This window comes from Aquimarina litoralis (assembly GCF_039523995.1).
Classification (GTDB): domain Bacteria; phylum Bacteroidota; class Bacteroidia; order Flavobacteriales; family Flavobacteriaceae; genus Aquimarina; species Aquimarina litoralis.
In genome coordinates this window covers 437,838-454,535 of record NZ_BAAAGE010000001.1, presented here as the reverse complement: position 1 = coordinate 454,535, position 16,698 = coordinate 437,838, and the positions used below count along the sequence as shown (strand labels likewise).

Annotated in this window: 15 protein-coding genes; 13 read left to right on the top strand and 2 right to left on the bottom strand. The window is 34.3% G+C overall.

The genetic code is table 11. From position 1 onward, the window contains the following. Nucleotides 1-4: 4 nt before the first annotated feature. Together ABD077_RS01620 and ABD077_RS01615 are read right to left on the bottom strand one after the other, a co-directional pair. The gene (locus tag ABD077_RS01620) at nt 5-2,260 is read right to left on the bottom strand and encodes a tyrosinase family protein (protein WP_343909849.1); all 2,256 of its coding nucleotides are present in this window, start codon (nt 2,258-2,260) and stop codon (nt 5-7) included. 274 nt (nt 2,261-2,534) lie between these two features. Then, complete coding sequence (locus ABD077_RS01615) at nt 2,535-3,452, bottom strand: LysR family transcriptional regulator (RefSeq protein ID WP_343909847.1); 918 nt, start codon at nt 3,450-3,452, stop codon at nt 2,535-2,537. A 160-nt stretch (nt 3,453-3,612) separates the two neighbouring features. Here ABD077_RS01615 and ABD077_RS01610 point away from each other — a divergent pair, with 160 nt between their 5' ends. The 13 genes from ABD077_RS01610 to ABD077_RS01550 all read left to right on the top strand — a co-directional run bounded on the left by ABD077_RS01610 (nt 3,613) and on the right by ABD077_RS01550 (nt 16,697). Beyond that, nucleotides 3,613-3,834 carry a hypothetical protein gene (locus ABD077_RS01610; RefSeq protein WP_299605190.1) on the top strand — a complete coding sequence of 74 codons (222 nt, stop codon included), beginning with the start codon at nt 3,613-3,615 and terminating at the stop codon, nt 3,832-3,834. A 483-nt stretch (nt 3,835-4,317) separates the two neighbouring features. After that, complete coding sequence (locus ABD077_RS01605) at nt 4,318-4,899, top strand: Pvc16 family protein (RefSeq protein ID WP_343909844.1); 582 nt, start codon at nt 4,318-4,320, stop codon at nt 4,897-4,899. Nucleotides 4,900-4,955: 56 nt separating this feature from the next. Then, nucleotides 4,956-5,729 (top strand): hypothetical protein, encoded by a 774-nt coding sequence (locus ABD077_RS01600; RefSeq protein WP_343909842.1) that lies wholly within the window; start codon nt 4,956-4,958, stop codon nt 5,727-5,729. Nucleotides 5,730-5,798: 69 nt separating this feature from the next. Continuing rightward, entirely contained in the window at nt 5,799-7,430 is a 1,632-nt protein-coding gene (locus ABD077_RS01595) for a phage tail sheath family protein (protein WP_343909840.1), read from the top strand. 40 nt (nt 7,431-7,470) lie between these two features. Next, nucleotides 7,471-7,944 carry a phage tail protein gene (locus tag ABD077_RS01590; protein WP_108805100.1) on the top strand — a complete coding sequence of 158 codons (474 nt, stop codon included), beginning with the start codon at nt 7,471-7,473 and terminating at the stop codon, nt 7,942-7,944. An 83-nt stretch (nt 7,945-8,027) separates the two neighbouring features. Then, on the top strand, nt 8,028-8,471 hold the full coding sequence (locus tag ABD077_RS01585; RefSeq protein WP_343909836.1) for a phage tail protein: 444 nt from the start codon (nt 8,028-8,030) through the stop codon (nt 8,469-8,471). Between the two features lie 11 nt (nt 8,472-8,482). After that, nucleotides 8,483-9,016, top strand: coding sequence for a phage tail protein (locus tag ABD077_RS01580; protein ID WP_299605205.1), 534 nt, complete (start codon nt 8,483-8,485; stop codon nt 9,014-9,016). A 2-nt stretch (nt 9,017-9,018) separates the two neighbouring features. After that, nucleotides 9,019-9,183 carry a DUF5908 family protein gene (locus ABD077_RS01575; protein WP_343909832.1) on the top strand — a complete coding sequence of 55 codons (165 nt, stop codon included), beginning with the start codon at nt 9,019-9,021 and terminating at the stop codon, nt 9,181-9,183. Between the two features lie 3 nt (nt 9,184-9,186). After that, nucleotides 9,187-9,903, top strand: coding sequence for a CIS tube protein (locus ABD077_RS01570; protein ID WP_343909830.1), 717 nt, complete (start codon nt 9,187-9,189; stop codon nt 9,901-9,903). A 3-nt stretch (nt 9,904-9,906) separates the two neighbouring features. Further along, complete coding sequence (gene vgrG, locus ABD077_RS01565; protein ID WP_343909828.1) at nt 9,907-11,589, top strand: type VI secretion system tip protein VgrG; 1,683 nt, start codon at nt 9,907-9,909, stop codon at nt 11,587-11,589. Nucleotides 11,590-11,594: 5 nt separating this feature from the next. Further along, nucleotides 11,595-12,011, top strand: coding sequence for a GPW/gp25 family protein (locus ABD077_RS01560; RefSeq protein ID WP_343909826.1), 417 nt, complete (start codon nt 11,595-11,597; stop codon nt 12,009-12,011). 32 nt (nt 12,012-12,043) lie between these two features. Next, a complete protein-coding gene (locus tag ABD077_RS01555) occupies nt 12,044-12,466 on the top strand; it encodes a hypothetical protein (protein ID WP_299897932.1) in 423 nt (140 codons plus the stop codon). A gap of 31 nt (nt 12,467-12,497) precedes the next feature. Beyond that, on the top strand, nt 12,498-16,697 hold the full coding sequence (locus ABD077_RS01550) for a baseplate J/gp47 family protein (RefSeq protein WP_343909823.1): 4,200 nt from the start codon (nt 12,498-12,500) through the stop codon (nt 16,695-16,697). Nucleotide 16,698 lies beyond the last annotated feature (1 nt).

Sequence of the window (16,698 nt, the reverse complement as noted above, 5' to 3'; positions counted from 1 at the left end):
TTAATTAGTCCATGAAGTTTAAGGATACACCATCTATATAGATAGCATTGTCTATGGGTTTGCCATCGATACCTACAATAACTAGTTGTACGGTAATATTCTTGGCGCCATTGTTTAATATCCTTTGTACAGCATCTGTAGCATTGATTTTATAGTTTCTAGGTTCATGATGATGTAATTGCCTATAGTCAAAATTTCTTGTTTTGTCTAGTGGTAAATTGCAATGTCCTGGTCCACCATAGCAGCTTCCATGAAATGTGGAGATTTCTTCTACAAAGTGATCATTTCCATTTGTTGGAGTATCTATTGTAGCATCTGGACTGTTTAGAAACACTCTGATATGTGCATTTGGTAAATTACCACGTTGTACACGATGAATTTTTATTTCGGCTTTTCTGTGTGTATCTAATGTATTGGTCGAAATGGTAGCTGGTGCACTATTAAATTTTACCAAGCCTACTTTGCTAGAGACATCATAGAATACAGAATCTCTCATGTAGGTATACCCGAGTTTTTGAATGCTCATAGTATCCTGAACGGTCATAGACCATGGAGCCAAAACAGCATTCATCTCCTGAGGAGTTCCGTTGTGTAATTCTTGCCATCGAGCCCATAAACGATCTACATTAGAATGATGTGCCCAAAACAGTGGATCGAAAGCAGTGATTCGATTATCTGTCATCCAACCGTAAATAGGATTTTCTTGGTTTTGAGGATCTATAGTAAGGCCTAAATCAGCATAAATTTTTTGCCACTTAGTATTTCCCTCATAAGGATAATTGGGATTCGTACCACCAGAGAAGTTATGCATTCCGTTATGTACTTTTTCCAAAGAACCATAATGATGGTCATAGGATGGTCCGCCACCGAAATCACCAAAATTGTCTAGAGAAAGTAATACATCAATGTCATCTTTGGTTGGATAATGAGAAAGAGGTCCCATAGATCCAGGCCATCGATTTGGAAACCAAAGTGGATTTATTTCTTTAAGGGTATTATAAATTGCTCGGATTTTATCAGACCATACAGCAACATTATTTACATTGATAATTTCATAAGGTATTCCAGCTGCTTTTAAAAAACGTAATCCAGAGTTATAAATAGTTCCTTTTTTTACGATTTTTTCTAAGGCAGCAATTTCTTTTTTAGTAAGTATAGATTTTCCTTCGCTTGTTTTTTGATTCTTTAATTGATCTAATCCTTTTTGAGTAAGAAAACAGCCATAAGCCTCAGGAAGTACTCCTAAGTCATATTCTTTGTTATTAAAAGTGTTTTTGTTTTGATCTGCGTAATCTGACCAAGACCAATAGGGTAGTGCAATATCTTGATCATAATCCTTTAATTTTTGTTCGAAAAAATAAAGATAGAGTCTATGCCATGTTGTAAACTGTTCCCATCCATGTTGACAGGAATTAGTATGAATCCTTGCCCAGTAGTCAAAGCTTCTCTCATCCTGCCAATAATCTGTGTATTGAAACATGCAATTCAAAGCTTCTCTAAATGTTCCTAGTTCTTCTGGAGATAAGGAACTTACTTCTTTTCTAATGGTTAATCCTTTATTATCTCTATGATCCTGATTTGTGGTATTAGAAGATACAGGGTGAAGCAATTCTCCGTTCGCTAGAGCAAGATGATTATTGCTGGTAGTTAGGTGTACTTCTTTTTTAGAATTTTCTTCTTCCAGCGTCAGAGGACAATCGGCATCAATCCAATTTGCTATTATTTGAATTTGATCTGTTGAAGCTGTTGCAATAGCATCCCACAGTAATTTTGGAAAAATACTACCATCAAAAGGATACAATCCTTTTAAGCCTTTAATAATTGCAGACTGATCACTCCTTTTATATACAGGAGGATGGGTTCCTCCTCCACCTCCTTGCCCTCCTGAAGGCCAACAATCTCCAATAGATGTATGTATTGGTGGTTGTTGTACCGAAGATATTGCTGGCTGTTGAGATGCAGTATCTGAGGATTTTTTTTGAGATCCACAACAACCATCGCTTTTTTTTGTGGGTTGTGAAGCAGGAATATTTATGTGAGAATCATCTTTAGACCCGCAACATCCCTTTGTTTCACTTGAAGTGTTATTTGCCTTTGGTGCAATAAGACGTTGTCCATATAAGGAAGCAGTTATGAAAACTTCCGGATCTAACCAAAAAGCATGCAATCCTTGATAACTAGGAACCGTTTTTCCCTGTAATGAATTTAGAATCTCTTTTACGCTTTCGTATTGAGATATTTTTCTCTTTTTACCGGACATAATTGTGAGTTATAATTTTAATAAAGCAGTGCTTCTCAAAGTTATAATCGAAAGGGAATTTTTGGTATGGGTATAAACCCCTGTTTTATTGATTTTAAGGGTTTTTTAATTATTAACACGTTGATTTTGTGCGAAAAAGAAAGAACTCTGGTTGTTTTGTTTTAGGGTAGAAGTAGCAGCTGAAAGAACTTAATAAGTACGTTGTTTAATCAATAAAAGAGGAATATTTTTGATTAAAATGCTGATTATAGGTTACGAGATTTGTAGGAGGAGATCAATTTAGAATATGGAATTTATTTTTAATAATTTCATCCTTTTTATCTTCAACATAGTTTAAAAAAGCCTCTGCTACTGGAGAAAACTTTTTGTTTTTTAACCATATTAGATTCCATATAGTTTTAATTGGAAATCCTTTCACTGGAATAATTTGTAAACGTCCAGCTTCTAAATCATTTCTAATACCAATAAGAGGCATGATCGAATAACCAAGACCAGCAATTACAGCCTGTTTTACTGCTTCATTAGAAGTAAGTTCCATTTTTTTTCGAACTGGTAGATCGTTACGTTCGATATAGGCTTCCATGGTATGTCGAGTTCCTGATCCTGGTTCTCGATAAATTAATGGAAGTTCGGTAAAAATAGATTTGTTATAATTTTTTTTATGAAACTTCTCAGAAGTATTTCCTACCAAAAATAATTGGTTTTCCATCAATTTAGTTTTCTCGATTTTTAAATGCGTTGGTAGTACGGAAACAAGTGAAAAATCAACAGTGTTTTCTTCTAAACTTTTTATTACTTTTTGCTTATTGGTTACATCTAGTACAAGATCCACACCTTCATGTTGTTTCATAAAATCCGAGAGAAAATATGGGATAATATATTTACCAGTAGAAACAACCGATATTTTTAAAATACCAGATAGCTGTCCTTGATACGCATTAGTCTTGTAACTTATTTGGTTTACCTCATCGATTATTTTTTTTGCAGCAATAGCGATTTCTTTACCAAAATCAGTAACATAAAGTTTTCTTCCAATTACCTCGGTTAGTGGAATTGGAAACTGATCTTGAAAATTTTTAAGCTGAATAGAAACTGCAGGTTGGGTTAGATGCAGCTCTTCCGATGCTTTCGTAATACTTTGTTTTTCTGCGATTTTTAGAAAAATCTGTAATTGATGCAAAGTATAATTCATAAATATAATTAATGATTGTAATTACAAATATAAATGAAAATATATGAAAAATATCCTGTAAATTAGAGATTATAAAAATAAAGTCATTGATTAACAAATATTTATAAATATTGTTTTGAATCCATAATGAAATAAAGTGTTTCATTTAAAATTTAGATATATGGAGTTATTGAAAAATGCAAAGGACTTCCTAAAAAGAAGCATGAGTAATATGAGTACTAGTGACCGTGTATCTGCTTCTAGAGAAGCTAAATTACTAGTATTAAGTATAAATGAAATATATAAGAAAAGTAAAGACCCAAAACTTATGGATGTTATGAAGCTAATTACTCTGAAAAAAAGAAAAATAGATAAAAGATTGAAAGGACTTATCACTACGTAAACTAAATAATTATTCTAGTCTTTAATTTCAATTAATATAATGTCTATTATAAAACACAAACTTGAAAAAGGAAAATTAGCTTATACTAAAATTTGAATTAGTTAAAGAACTATATAACGCCCTATATAGTTCTTTATTTGTGATGCTTTCATTATCAATTATTACCTAAGTAGCTGCTTTCAAGGGCAGCTACTTTTTTTATGGATGTCCGTGTAATTTATAGAATAGAGAAATATCTCTAAATTTCTTTCTTTCAACTATGTACTAAAAACAACATCCTTACTGGATGAACTTTCCCTAGTCTAAAAATATTAGGATTCTTTTGGGATAAGGTTTAACTCGGTGTCGTAAAAGTGACACCATGTCTATTTACGACATTTTTTTGTCGGAAATTTCTAATCATTTGACGGACAAGTGCTAGCCTTTACCCTGCTTAGTCAGGTACCTTTGAAACATCAAAAATCAATAAACCTAGCATAAATCATGGTCGATGTTGTATTAACAGTTTTAAAGGATAAGCTCAATGAGTATTTTAAAAATGTAGTAGGTACTACAGAATCTAATATTATAGACTTTATAAGTACAAATAATAACGATCCTGTTTCTTTTACTAATGATAAAATAACTCCTTTTCTCATTAATATTTCAGAAGATAGAAAATTTAGAAATGCGGATCAATATGCCGGTATAATTCGAAATGGCATAAAAACCCAAGCAAATCCTGAAATAAGAATTGAGTTATTGATTTTGTTCGTATCCAAATTCAATAAATATGATCAGGCACTTAAGTTTTTATCACATGTTATTAAGTTTTTTCAGGTCAACCGAATCTTTGATCCTCTGAATTCACCGCAATTATCAGATGAAAATATAGAGAAGTTGATCGTAGAATTAATATCACTTCCATTAGAAGAACAAAATCAAGTATGGCATTCTTTAAACACATCATACCTGCCCTCAGTATTATATAAAGTACGTCTGCTATCTTTTATAGACGATCAAAGTATGGAGTTTGTGGGAGAACCAATATCCAAAACGAATCTTAATCTTCATCAAAAAGTATAAGCTTTTAACAAATAGATCAATAAACAAGTCCAATATCGAATCAAATAAAGTATAACATGGAATATCGCGAAATTTTTGACATAGAGGTTTTTCACCCTGTTTTATTAGAATCTAATGCTGTAGTGCTTGTACCTAAAAATGAAACGAGAAAACACTTAAGTAACCTTGGATTTGTAATAAAGAAAACAGAAAAAGGAATAAAGGTTTTAGCTCCTATATCTCAGGGAAATATCGGTTTCCAACCTTTGAGCGAAGATGACAACTTTACTTTTTATATATATCCAACTTCAGATACTACTCAGGAGATTACAGATTTTTCTAAGATAGATGAAGGTCATATGATCTCATTTTCTAATCAAGATCTTTCAGAAAATAGTCAGGAATTAGTAAGTAGCCAAGTAGCAAAGGAAGGAGTTTTTGGAGGATATCCTGCATTAGGAAGTATTCATATTATAGGTCATAAAATTAATCTTACATCTTTAGAAGAACCAATAATTTTTAAAGCTGTATTTGGAGCAAAGTCGGTAAAGTGGAAATACTATTTTGTTTCTAATACCGAAGATACGGATATCAGCTTAGAGTCTAGAGATAATCAAATTAGTTTCAATGAAGTGGTAGTAGATGAAAACACCACGGATCAGATTATAAATTCCATTCAATTAAATTTTCCGAATACCCAAGTTAAGATTTTTGAATCTAAAGATTTGGTTCCCTACAGTAACAAACCCATTAAGAATATCAAACTACTTCAAAACGGTGATATTCTTATCAATCATTTACCCAACCCTCGAGCAGAACAACAAGGAATTCAAATAATTAAAATTAAATAGAAAGGCGGATCTGAAAAAACGTATTGGTTTTTAGAAAAGCCTAGTATAAACATGTAAAACTATTAGAATATGTCTAGATTTTTAACACCAGATGTGTATACAGAGGAAGTACCTCTATTACCACAATCTGTAGCAGAGGTTTCTACTGCGGTACCAGCTTTTATTGGATATACGGAAAAAGCGGTAAAAAATGGGAAAGATATTACAAACAAAGCCATTAGAGTATCTACTTTATTGGAGTTTAAAGAGGCTTTTGGAGGTGCACAATCAGCATCTTTTAAGGTAAGCATTTCGGATGATGATGCTGTAGAAAATATAGAAGTAGAAGCTCCGAAGCATACTTTATATCATGCCATCGATTTATACTTTAAAAATGGTGGTGGTGATTGTTATGTCATATCCATAGGAAGTCATAATGATGATCATGATAAAGAATCATTCTTAAATGGTTTAGAGGCGTTGAGTAAGGAAGACGAACCTACCTTGATTATGCTTGGCGAAGCAACAAAATTAGATGCGCCTGATTATCACGAAGTATGTCAAAGTGCTTTAGCTCAATGTCAAGAGTTAAAAGACAGATTTTGCATTTTTGACATTAAAAAAGATGATGAAGATGGAACATCTTTTAGAAATGGAATAGGTACAAATAATCTAAAATATGGTGCCGCTTATACTCCGTATTTACAAACATCACTTACCTATCGTTATGAAGAAGATCTTGTAGAAGTATCAGGTTCTTCGGCAACTGAAACCCTACAATTAGAAATAGCCGGTGCGATTAGAGTTGAATACAATGGATCTTCGCAAGATGCTCCTAAAGTTAAGATCAACAAAGGATCGGGAAGCATACCTTCTTTTAGTATTGCTGATGCTGTGTTAACCATGAATGTTGGAGATGGAACTCCTGCCAGCGAGATTATAAATGAATGGAATACATTTTCAAACAAAGGCGATTTTGATATTATTTTATTAGATGGAGCTGCCGTTGTAGAGTCTTCTACAGGAACCACTGATCTTATTACTACTGGTGGTGATAATGCATCTGTTAGTTTGTCAACTTTCAAGGAGTCTCGTTCTGAGTTATATAGCAGAATTATCAGTGAGGTATCAAAACAACGCATCACCTTACCACCAAGTGCAGCAGTAGCTGGTGCATATGCTACTACAGATAGGGAAAGAGGTGTATGGAAAGCACCAGCAAACGTAAGCTTAAATGCTGTTATAGGTCCTATTGCGAAAATCACTTCTAAAGATCAGGAAAAACTAAATGTTGATGCTACAAGTGGTAAATCTATTAATGCTATCCGAAGTTTTGTTGGAAAAGGAACCATGATTTGGGGAGCTCGTACACTAGCTGGAAATGACAACGAATGGCGATATGTGCCAGTACGAAGGTTATTCAATATGATAGAAGAGTCTACCAAAAAAGCATCTCAGTTTGCAGTTTTTGAATCTAATGATGCCGTGACTTGGTTGAAGATGAAAGCGATGATCGAAAGTTTTTTATACGGAGTTTGGCAACAAGGTGGATTAGCTGGAGCGACCGAAGAACAAGCATATTTTGTAAATATCGGATTGGGAAAAACCATGACGCAACAAGATATTTTGGAAGGAAAGATGATCGTAGAAATTGGACTAGCAGCTGTGCGTCCAGCAGAATTTATCATACTGAAATTCTCTCATAAACTACAAGAAGCATAATTAGCGTAGAAAATTTAATGAACAAGTAAAAAGTAAAACAATGGCTTTAACTAAAGAACAAATAAAGACAGATTACCCTTTAGTCACCTATAATTATAGGGTAGATATCAACGGAGTATCTATAAGTTTTTCGGAGGTATCAGGTTTAGAATTATCCTTCGAAACAACAACATATAAAGAAAGCTTTGCTACAGGAGGAAAAGTAGGCCCGAATATTATGTATATGCCAGGACAGATCCAACCCGTAAATATATCTATGAAAAAAGGATTGGTAAAAGGAAAGAGCATTCCTGTCTTTTATGATTGGATCAATGATATACAATTGAATCAGGTAGATAAACGAGATATCGTAGTGCATCTTTTAGATGAAACAGGTAGTACTGTAGTGAGCTGGAAAGTTATTGATGCCTTTCCAACCAAATTAACTGCGCCTTCTTTTGATGCAAGTTCTAATGATGTAGCTATAGAATCTATGGATTTAATGGCATTCAGAGTTACTATGGAAGAAGCATAGTGGGTACATAAACTACGCAAGTTCTATTCTAGGAAATAAAACCAGAATGATAAGTCAATATAAATTTTAAAAACCAAAGTATTGTGGCAATTGATAAACAGAAAATTAGCGAAACCTATCCGTTACCGGTATACAATTATCAGGTAACGATTAACGGAGTTGAAATCATGTCGTTCTCAGAGATTTCAGGTTTAGAAATTGACCATGATCACGTGTTGTATCGACATGGTTTTAGTTGGGCAGTAGGTGATCATTTGATCCGTAGCCAAAGAAAACCGATTAATATTTCTTTAAAAAGAGGGTTGATCAAACGTAGGAGTGATTTATATGACTGGATTAAATCTGGTGAAAAGAAAGACATTAGAATAGAGCTTTGTGATGAAGCTGGGATGGGCATCGTAGTTTGGGAGGTTTCCCGAGCATTACCTTTCAAATTAGATGCTCCATCGTTTAGCGCTAGCGCCAGTGAAGTAGCGATAGAGAGTCTCGATTTAATAGCTCATGACTTACGAGTAAAATACAATTAAAGAGTTACCATATGTTAGATGTTTTAAGAGCAATCAATTTTGCAGATAAAGAGCCTTCATTATCACATAGATTTGGAGTATTCTTTCTATCAGGCGGCGTTATTCCTAATCCGATAGATATTAGGTTTCAGAAAGTAAGTGGTATTAGTACCGAAGTACAACTGGATACGATAAATGAAGGTGGACAAAACCTACACGCACATCGCGTACCCAAAAAGATGAATTATAACAATTTGGTATTGGAGCGAGGTTTTGTAGCTAGTAGTTTAGCTGATGGTTTAGATAGCCTTAGTCTACCTGGTTTTGGTCAGATGCGCTCTCCGCTGATTTCTGAATTCAATGCGACATTTTCATTTTTTAAGTTTAATCCTTCTAATGTACTAGTCACATTATTTAACGAAAATGGTATTCCGATTGGTGGATGGTTATTTCTAAAAGCATATCCAGTAAAATGGTCTGTATCTGATTTGGATGCACAATCCAATTCCGTGGCCATCGATACAATGGAGTTGGCATATACACGATTTCAAATTTTAAGATTATAGAAATGGCAGTAGAGATTAAAGAAATTGTCATTCGAGCCATCATATCAGATGCTTCACAGACAGATAAAGGTAGCCCAACTTTGGATACCGGAAAAGAGCAATGTGATATAGTACAAGAATGCGTGCATCAAGTACTAAAAATATTGAAAAAGAAAACCCTTAGATAGATCATGGCATTATTAAGTGAATTAAGTTTTAAACTACAAAAGCTTACCATTATTTCTTTTGATAATGAAGAAAGAACCACTGGTAAGAAGGAATTAGAAGTGATGTTTAATCCCGAATCCGTTAGGCGAAGTTTTGTAAATAAGTTTACCGATAAGGCAAGTAATCCTCAGAATAAAAGTGATGCTAAGTTTATGCATAGCGGATCGTCTACAGTGAGTATGAGTCTAATTTTTGATGGAACCAATGTAGATCAATATGGAGCTGAAATAGCACTTAGATTGTTAAGAGGAACTCAAAAAAGTGTTGCAGAAAGAATAGATGATTTTCGAAAAGACATTACTGAAATAAAAGGTAAAATTCATGAGCCGCGCTATTTAGTTCTTAGTTGGGGAAAAACATTAAAGTTTAATTGTAGACTTTCTAGCTTAGATATTAATTACACATTGTTTGAAAGAAATGGAGATCCTTTGCGAGCCGAGCTCAATGTTTCTTTCATTGGAGATGATACACCCAAAGCACAATTAGCCAAGTTGAATTTACAATCTCCTGATCTTACGCATTATCGTATGGTAAAAGCAGGGGATCAATTACCATTAATGTGTCAGGAAATATATGGCTCTCCTATGTATTATCCATTGGTAGCAAGTGTAAATAAACTAACGGATTTTAGAAATCTAACACCAGGTCAAGAAATTTATTTCCCACCAATAGAAAAATAAGAGATGTCATCAACTGTAGTAACAAGTACGATTAAAAGTAACGGTAAGATCCTGCCATTAGGATCGTATGAATTATTGTCGATAGATACGAGCAAAGAGTTTAACAAAATACCTTTAGCTGAACTTAAGCTATCTGATGGTTGTGTAGCAAATCAAAAGTTTACCACCCTAGAAAGTAATGCTTTTATACCAGGAGCTGAAATTGAAATCTTTTTGCGGTACGAAGGAAATAATACAAACGAGACGAAGATTTTTGAAGGTATTGTGATCAATCAGGAAATCGAACGCTCACAATACCAATCAGTACTTACGATAGAGCTTTGCGATCCGTCTATAAAAATGACCACTTTACGAAAAAACAAAGTGTTTCAGAATAAAACGGATAGCAAACTTATAAAAGACATTATCAGTACCTACAGAGATGTAAAAGCTAAGAATATTGAAAATACTTCTTTGGCACATCCACAGATGGTACAGTACTATGTTTCGGATTGGGATTTTATAGTATCAAGAGCAGAAGCGAATGGGCAATTAGTACAAGTTGATAATGGAGAGGTTTCTGTTTTTACGCCACAAATTGGTAGTACCGATCATACCCTAACCTTTGGGATAGATCTGGCCCATTTTGATCTAAAAATTAGTAGTCGTCATCAATATGAGAAAGTACATTCATTTGGTTTGGATACAAAAAAGAATGAATTAGCACTTAGTATTCCCAAAAAAGGTAAAGAGCAATTATTAACTAGTATTGATTACAAAACCTCACAATTGTCAGATGCAGTTGGAGCTAAAGAAACAAACTTGGTGCATGCTGTACCTACAGATCCATTAGAATTGCAATCTTGGTCAGATGCACAACTTGTAAAGTCAAGACTGTCTCTGGTACAAGGAACCATTAGGATTAATGGAAATGGAAAAGTAAAAGTAGGTCAGACGCTGAAAATCGAAAATGTAAGTCGATTTAATGGAGAACATATCATTACTGGAGTTCGACATGGATTTGTAATGGGGTCTGGATGGTATACTTATCTACAAATAGGAATGGATGCCAACTGGTTTAGTTCGCAATCTGATATTATAGATACAAAAGCTGCTGGTTTATTACCGGGTGTAAATGGATTACAAGTAGGAACAGTATTGGAACATGTAGAAGATTCGAAACACGGATTTCTAATTAAAGTACATATACCAGCTTTTGATCAAGAAGCTAAAGCTACCGAAGTATTAGCTATGTATACCACATTAGACGCTGGAGTAGATCATGGAATTTTCTTTCCTCCAGAAAAAGGAGACCGTGTAGTGATTGGTTTTTTAAATGATGATCCCAGACAAGCAGTTGTTTTAGGAGCTATGCACAGCCACAAAGCACCACATACCGAAAAGAAAAAAAACAAATACAAAGGGATTTTTACCAAGTCTAATTATCAATTGCTTTTTGATGAGGAAAAAGAAGTAATAACACTATCTACAGCGGATAAAGACCAGTCCAATGAGCAGCAATTAGCTATCAATCAGAAGGAGAAAACAATCACATTAGAAGATGCTCATGGTAATAGTATTCTAATGGGTAAAGATGGTATTAAAATAATTAGTAATAAGGATTTTTCAATAGAGGCTGCTGGAGACTTTGATATCAATGCTAAAGGAAAAGTAAAAGTAAAAGGAAAAAAAGTGGATTTAATATAAGAGCTATGAATAATAAATTTTTAGGAAACGGATGGTCATTTCCTCCTGCTTTTGGAATTGGAGGTGCTGAGGTCAAACTTACCTCAGGAGAAGAAGATATCAAGCAAAGTCTTCAGATTTTGTTATCCACATCGCTAAAGGAACGAATCATGCACCCGGATTTTGGGTGTGATCTTACGCAATTTTTGTTTGAAGAATTGGATGAGAAATTTGCCAATGAGTTAAGTGATATGGTATCTCGTGCCGTGCTATTATACGAACCAAGAATTGAGGTGAATAATGTTGCTATAACAGATGTAGATCCCGAAAATGGCGTAGTACATATCGATATAGATTATATGGTAAGAGCAACAAATAATCGATTTAATCTTATCTATCCATTCTATATCAATGAAGCCTCTAGCGTGGCATTTGATTTATAATAAAATCGATACTTATTAAAACTAAATGAAAAATGGATCTAATAGTGATAGATGGAGATACAGTTAATTTTTTACCAGCTTTTGGAAGTGCGGTTGTTAGTGTACAACCAGGTAAGATAACAGCTTCAGGAAAAACGACTGTAAAAGGTAAAAAAGTATGTGTGGCAGGAGACGAATCTAAAGTGGAAGTTAAAAACTGTTCGTATGTAGCACCTCCATTTGTGATTCCTGGTCAGGGTACATTAACCATTAAAAAATTAGGTCCAGATCAATTAACAACCAAAAGTAAAAGTGGAAACAAAAGCATTATCATAAAGGGTAGCATTTTTATAGCGGAGTTTAAAGTTACTTCTCCAGCAAAACAGCCACCTCCAGCAAATACACCGGATCCTTTACCAATGTATCCTGGACAAGGAAAACTAGTTCCCTCAAATGCGAAAATTAAAGCTACTTAAAATCTAAATAACCTAAAAGTTGTAAAAAGAGATGAATACGATTCAAAATATAGATAACATACTTCTTAGAGATGGAACCAGTCAGAACGATCGCAATTCGGATGCTCTGAGCACTGATTATGTAGCTATCGAAGGGCGTAGTTTAGAAGAATTGATTACAGAAGCACAGCGGTTAGCCAAAGAGCTTCAGTTTTTTGATGAACAAAACAGACCTACGGGTACTTGGGAATCATTTCTTATAGATGATCCCAATATATTTAATCAAAACTCTCTAGAAGGGAGAAAAATACAACAAAAACAATGGGCAAGAGAACTAGCAGCATATGTAGAAAACCCAGAGCTGTTTTACAATAACACCGAAAAGAAGGCAAAATTATCCAAGCCTCATGTAGTGTTGTTTATCACCTTTCTTAAGTTAATGAATCATGTAAAGTCTAAAATGAATGGACTTACCGAAAAACATCTCGATTTTTACTACAGAAAGTATCTACAATTAGACCCAAAACAGGCAGTTCCAGATGTGGTGAATGTACTTTTAGAATTAGAAGAGAATACTCAATATCTCGAAGTAGAAAAAGGAACCATATTACAAGCAGGAGAAGATGCTGAAGGAAACGAATTACAGTATGTAACCAATGAAGATACGGTGATTAGCAAAGCCCAAATTACACAATTAAAAAGTGTTTTTGTATCCAAGCAAGTACGAACTATCCGAAATGTACATCAGGAGCGAAGAAAAAGCAAAGATGCTGCTTTTGTAGATATGATGGAAATGGCATTAGGGCATCCAAATCCTGGTGACGCATTACCAGATTTTCCAGAAGCATTACAGATAGAAGATCTTTTTCAATTAGAGGAAGCGGTAAACAACGAGAATGCTGAGGCACTTGCTTATGTAAAAGAAGCCTTGTTTTTAGAAAGAGATGAATTTGATCGTATTTTTTTAAAGCATCTACAAGACAAAGAAGGTATTCCTATAGATTGGGTACCTGAGTACGAACTATTAGAAAAGACGTACGAAAGAAAAATTATTCATCGGAGACAACAAGATTTAAAAGAATTACACAATACCAATGGATTTGATGTCATGTTAAAGAAGGTGTATGGGAATCCAAACCCAGGAGATTCTTTGCCTTTATACAACGGAGAAACAACATCTTTAGAAAAAGTACTTCAAGATTTACAGGCCTCAAATGAGAACTCTGAACAAGCATTAGAATATGTGGAAGTAGAATTATTGTTGAGAAAACAAGATTTTATTCATGTTATGCAAACTAATAGTGATAGTACTATTTCCGAAGAAGATAAAAATAAAGTATATCGTATTTTAGAATTTTCTGAACGTCAGCTGCGTTCTGTAGTAATTCCTTCTCCAGAAACAGAACAATTATCTGATATTTATGATACTGCTAACGTCAAGGATTTTCTTTTTAGTCAATATGATGAGGAAGAAGAAAGTAAAAGGTTCAAAACTTTTGGGGATAGACTAACTGCTATTGCAGATAATTCCTTAAAACCATCAGAGATTGGATTTGCGATTAGTTCTCCAACTTTATTACTCAAAGACGGAAAACGTACTATTGAAGTATTTCTAGATTTAAATCTTAGCAGCCAAAAAATAAAAGATTTACGAGCTGTTTTTGATAGAAAAGATCCTTTTCAAACCTATTTAAGTAGTGCAGAGCAATGGTTTATGCCAGATGCGGTTCAGTATTCTTTAGGGAATTATGTAGGCAGTTCATCAGAGAATAATCTAAACGTTGAAATAAAGGATCAAACCATTACCCGATTAGATACTACTAATTTTACTGTAACCGATATAGGCGATTACATCGTGGATGCCTCTCAAAAAATTTATGAGATTGTAGCCTTTAAGGATGTGAAAATTGTAGAAATTAAAGAGGTTGGAGTATTAGAAACACCTGTAGAAAACACGCAAAAATACAGCAAGGATCAAGTATACCTAAATGCGCTGAGAATCCAAATTAAGCTTCAGGATAATGATTTACCTATCATTTCATTTCCATCTTCTTCCTCTTTTATAGCGTCAGATTATCCTGTTATGGTCTGTACATTACAGTCTTCAATAGAAGAGGAAGATGATCAAAACAGGATACGAAGTAGCTATCAACATTTAGTAGATGTGGCATTACAAAAAGCCCATATTCGAGTAGATGTTCAGGATATGCAACATAGTATTATAGAGAATGATGAAGGAACAATTGATACCAATAAACCATTTGAACCTTTTGGCTTTCAACCCGAAATAGGAACTAGTTTTTACATCGCTAATGACGAAATATCACAGAAACGGTTGCAAGATGTACAGTTACATTTAGAATGGATAAAGCAGCCAACATCTTTTGTGGATTATTATAAAAATTATTGGCTTATTCAGGCAGACCATACCGAGGAAGAACTTGCTTCACTAAATGATGAACAATTGGCCGAACTCATAGATCAAAAGTTAGGTTTTGATGCTGCTATCATTGAGAATGATCATGATTTTAAGGCAGATGTATTTTTACATGATCGCAATGCAGAACTGTTACTTTCTACCAAGATTGAAGATGAACAAGGTAATGAGGTAACAGAAGGTTTTCCGCTTTTTAATAAAGAAAATAGTATATCCATTGATGATATTCCTACAAGGATAAAAAATACTAGTCCAGATTATCAATATAAGGAACGTTTCGGAATACAGACAGATGATGAAGAAGCATTGCTTTGGGATCGCTATTTTAGAATAGAATTGACTCCAATAAACTTTCAGCATTCGGTATTTAATACCTTGTCTGTCAAACAAGCAATATCGGATAAGGCAGAAATAAAAAGTCTAAAGATCAATCCGCCATATCAGCCTAAGCTTAAAAAACTAGGAATTTCATATACGTCTTGTGATACTATTCTAGCGAATACAGCAACGCATAGCACTACGAATAAGATATTTCATATACACCCATTTGGGTATGATGATATAATTCCTGGAGCAACAAGTACATTAATACCTGCGTATAAGGACGAAGGTTCACTATATCTTGGAATTGAAGAGGTAAATACACCACAGGTACTTTCAATTTTATTTCAAATGGCAGAAGGGAGTGCGGATCCTGAAATAGAAAAACCAGTAGTACAATGGAGTTATCTGCGAAATAATGAATGGATAACATTGGCACCTTCTAATCTGTTACAGGATGGTACCAATGGATTACTAAATACAGGAATTGTAAAAATTAGAATACCCGAAGATGCTACCCAAGGTGGTACGTTAATGCCATCTGATTTACATTGGATGAAGATAAGTGCGTTCAAAAATATTGAAGGAGTATCTGATACTATTGATATTCGGAGTCAGGTGATTAGCGCTACACTTGCTAGTGAAACAGTAGCACCAGCGCATTTCGAAAATCCATTGCCAGTAGATACGATTACCGAAGAACTCAACCAAATACCTGAAATAGTAAAAATTTCACAACCTTTTACATCTAGTAAGGGGAAACCGGTAGAAAAAGGAGATGCTTTATATAAGCGGATCAGTGAACGTTTACGGCACAAAAATAGAGCGCTTACCATGTGGGATTATGAACATATGATATTACATAAGTTCCCAGAAATTTATAAAACGAAATGTCTTCCAGCTTTGGATCGTATTGGAGGAGTAGATGTGATTGTAGTTCCAGATATTAAAGGAAAATTGCCATTCAATCCTTTTGCTCCAAAAGTAGCAGCGGATACACTTCTTAAGATCAACTCTTATCTAGAAAATCTGGCTCCAACTTATGCCGAGATATCCGTTTCGAATCCTTCTTATTTACAAGTTTCTACAGAATGTGTTGTGAAATTTTATCCTGGATATGATGAAGTTTTTTATAAAGACAAGTTAATAGAAGAAATCAAACGATTCATGTCTCCTTGGGCATATGGAGAGGATAGCGAAATTCAAATCGGAGGATCGCTTCATGCTAGTATGATTATCAACTTCATTGCAGAACGTCCGTATATCGATTATGTAGCAAACCTAAAATTATTTCAAAGTGAAGACGGAAAGACATTTACCGATGTACGAAGTCTGAATGACGGAAAATCTATCGTAACGCCCTCGCAACCCGACATGATTATGGTAGCTGCCCAAATACATGAAGTCTATGTAGTTAACGAAAATGGATTCGAAGAAGATAGCTTTGAAGGAATTAATTATATGGAAATCAGTAAAGACTTTATTGTGAAATAAA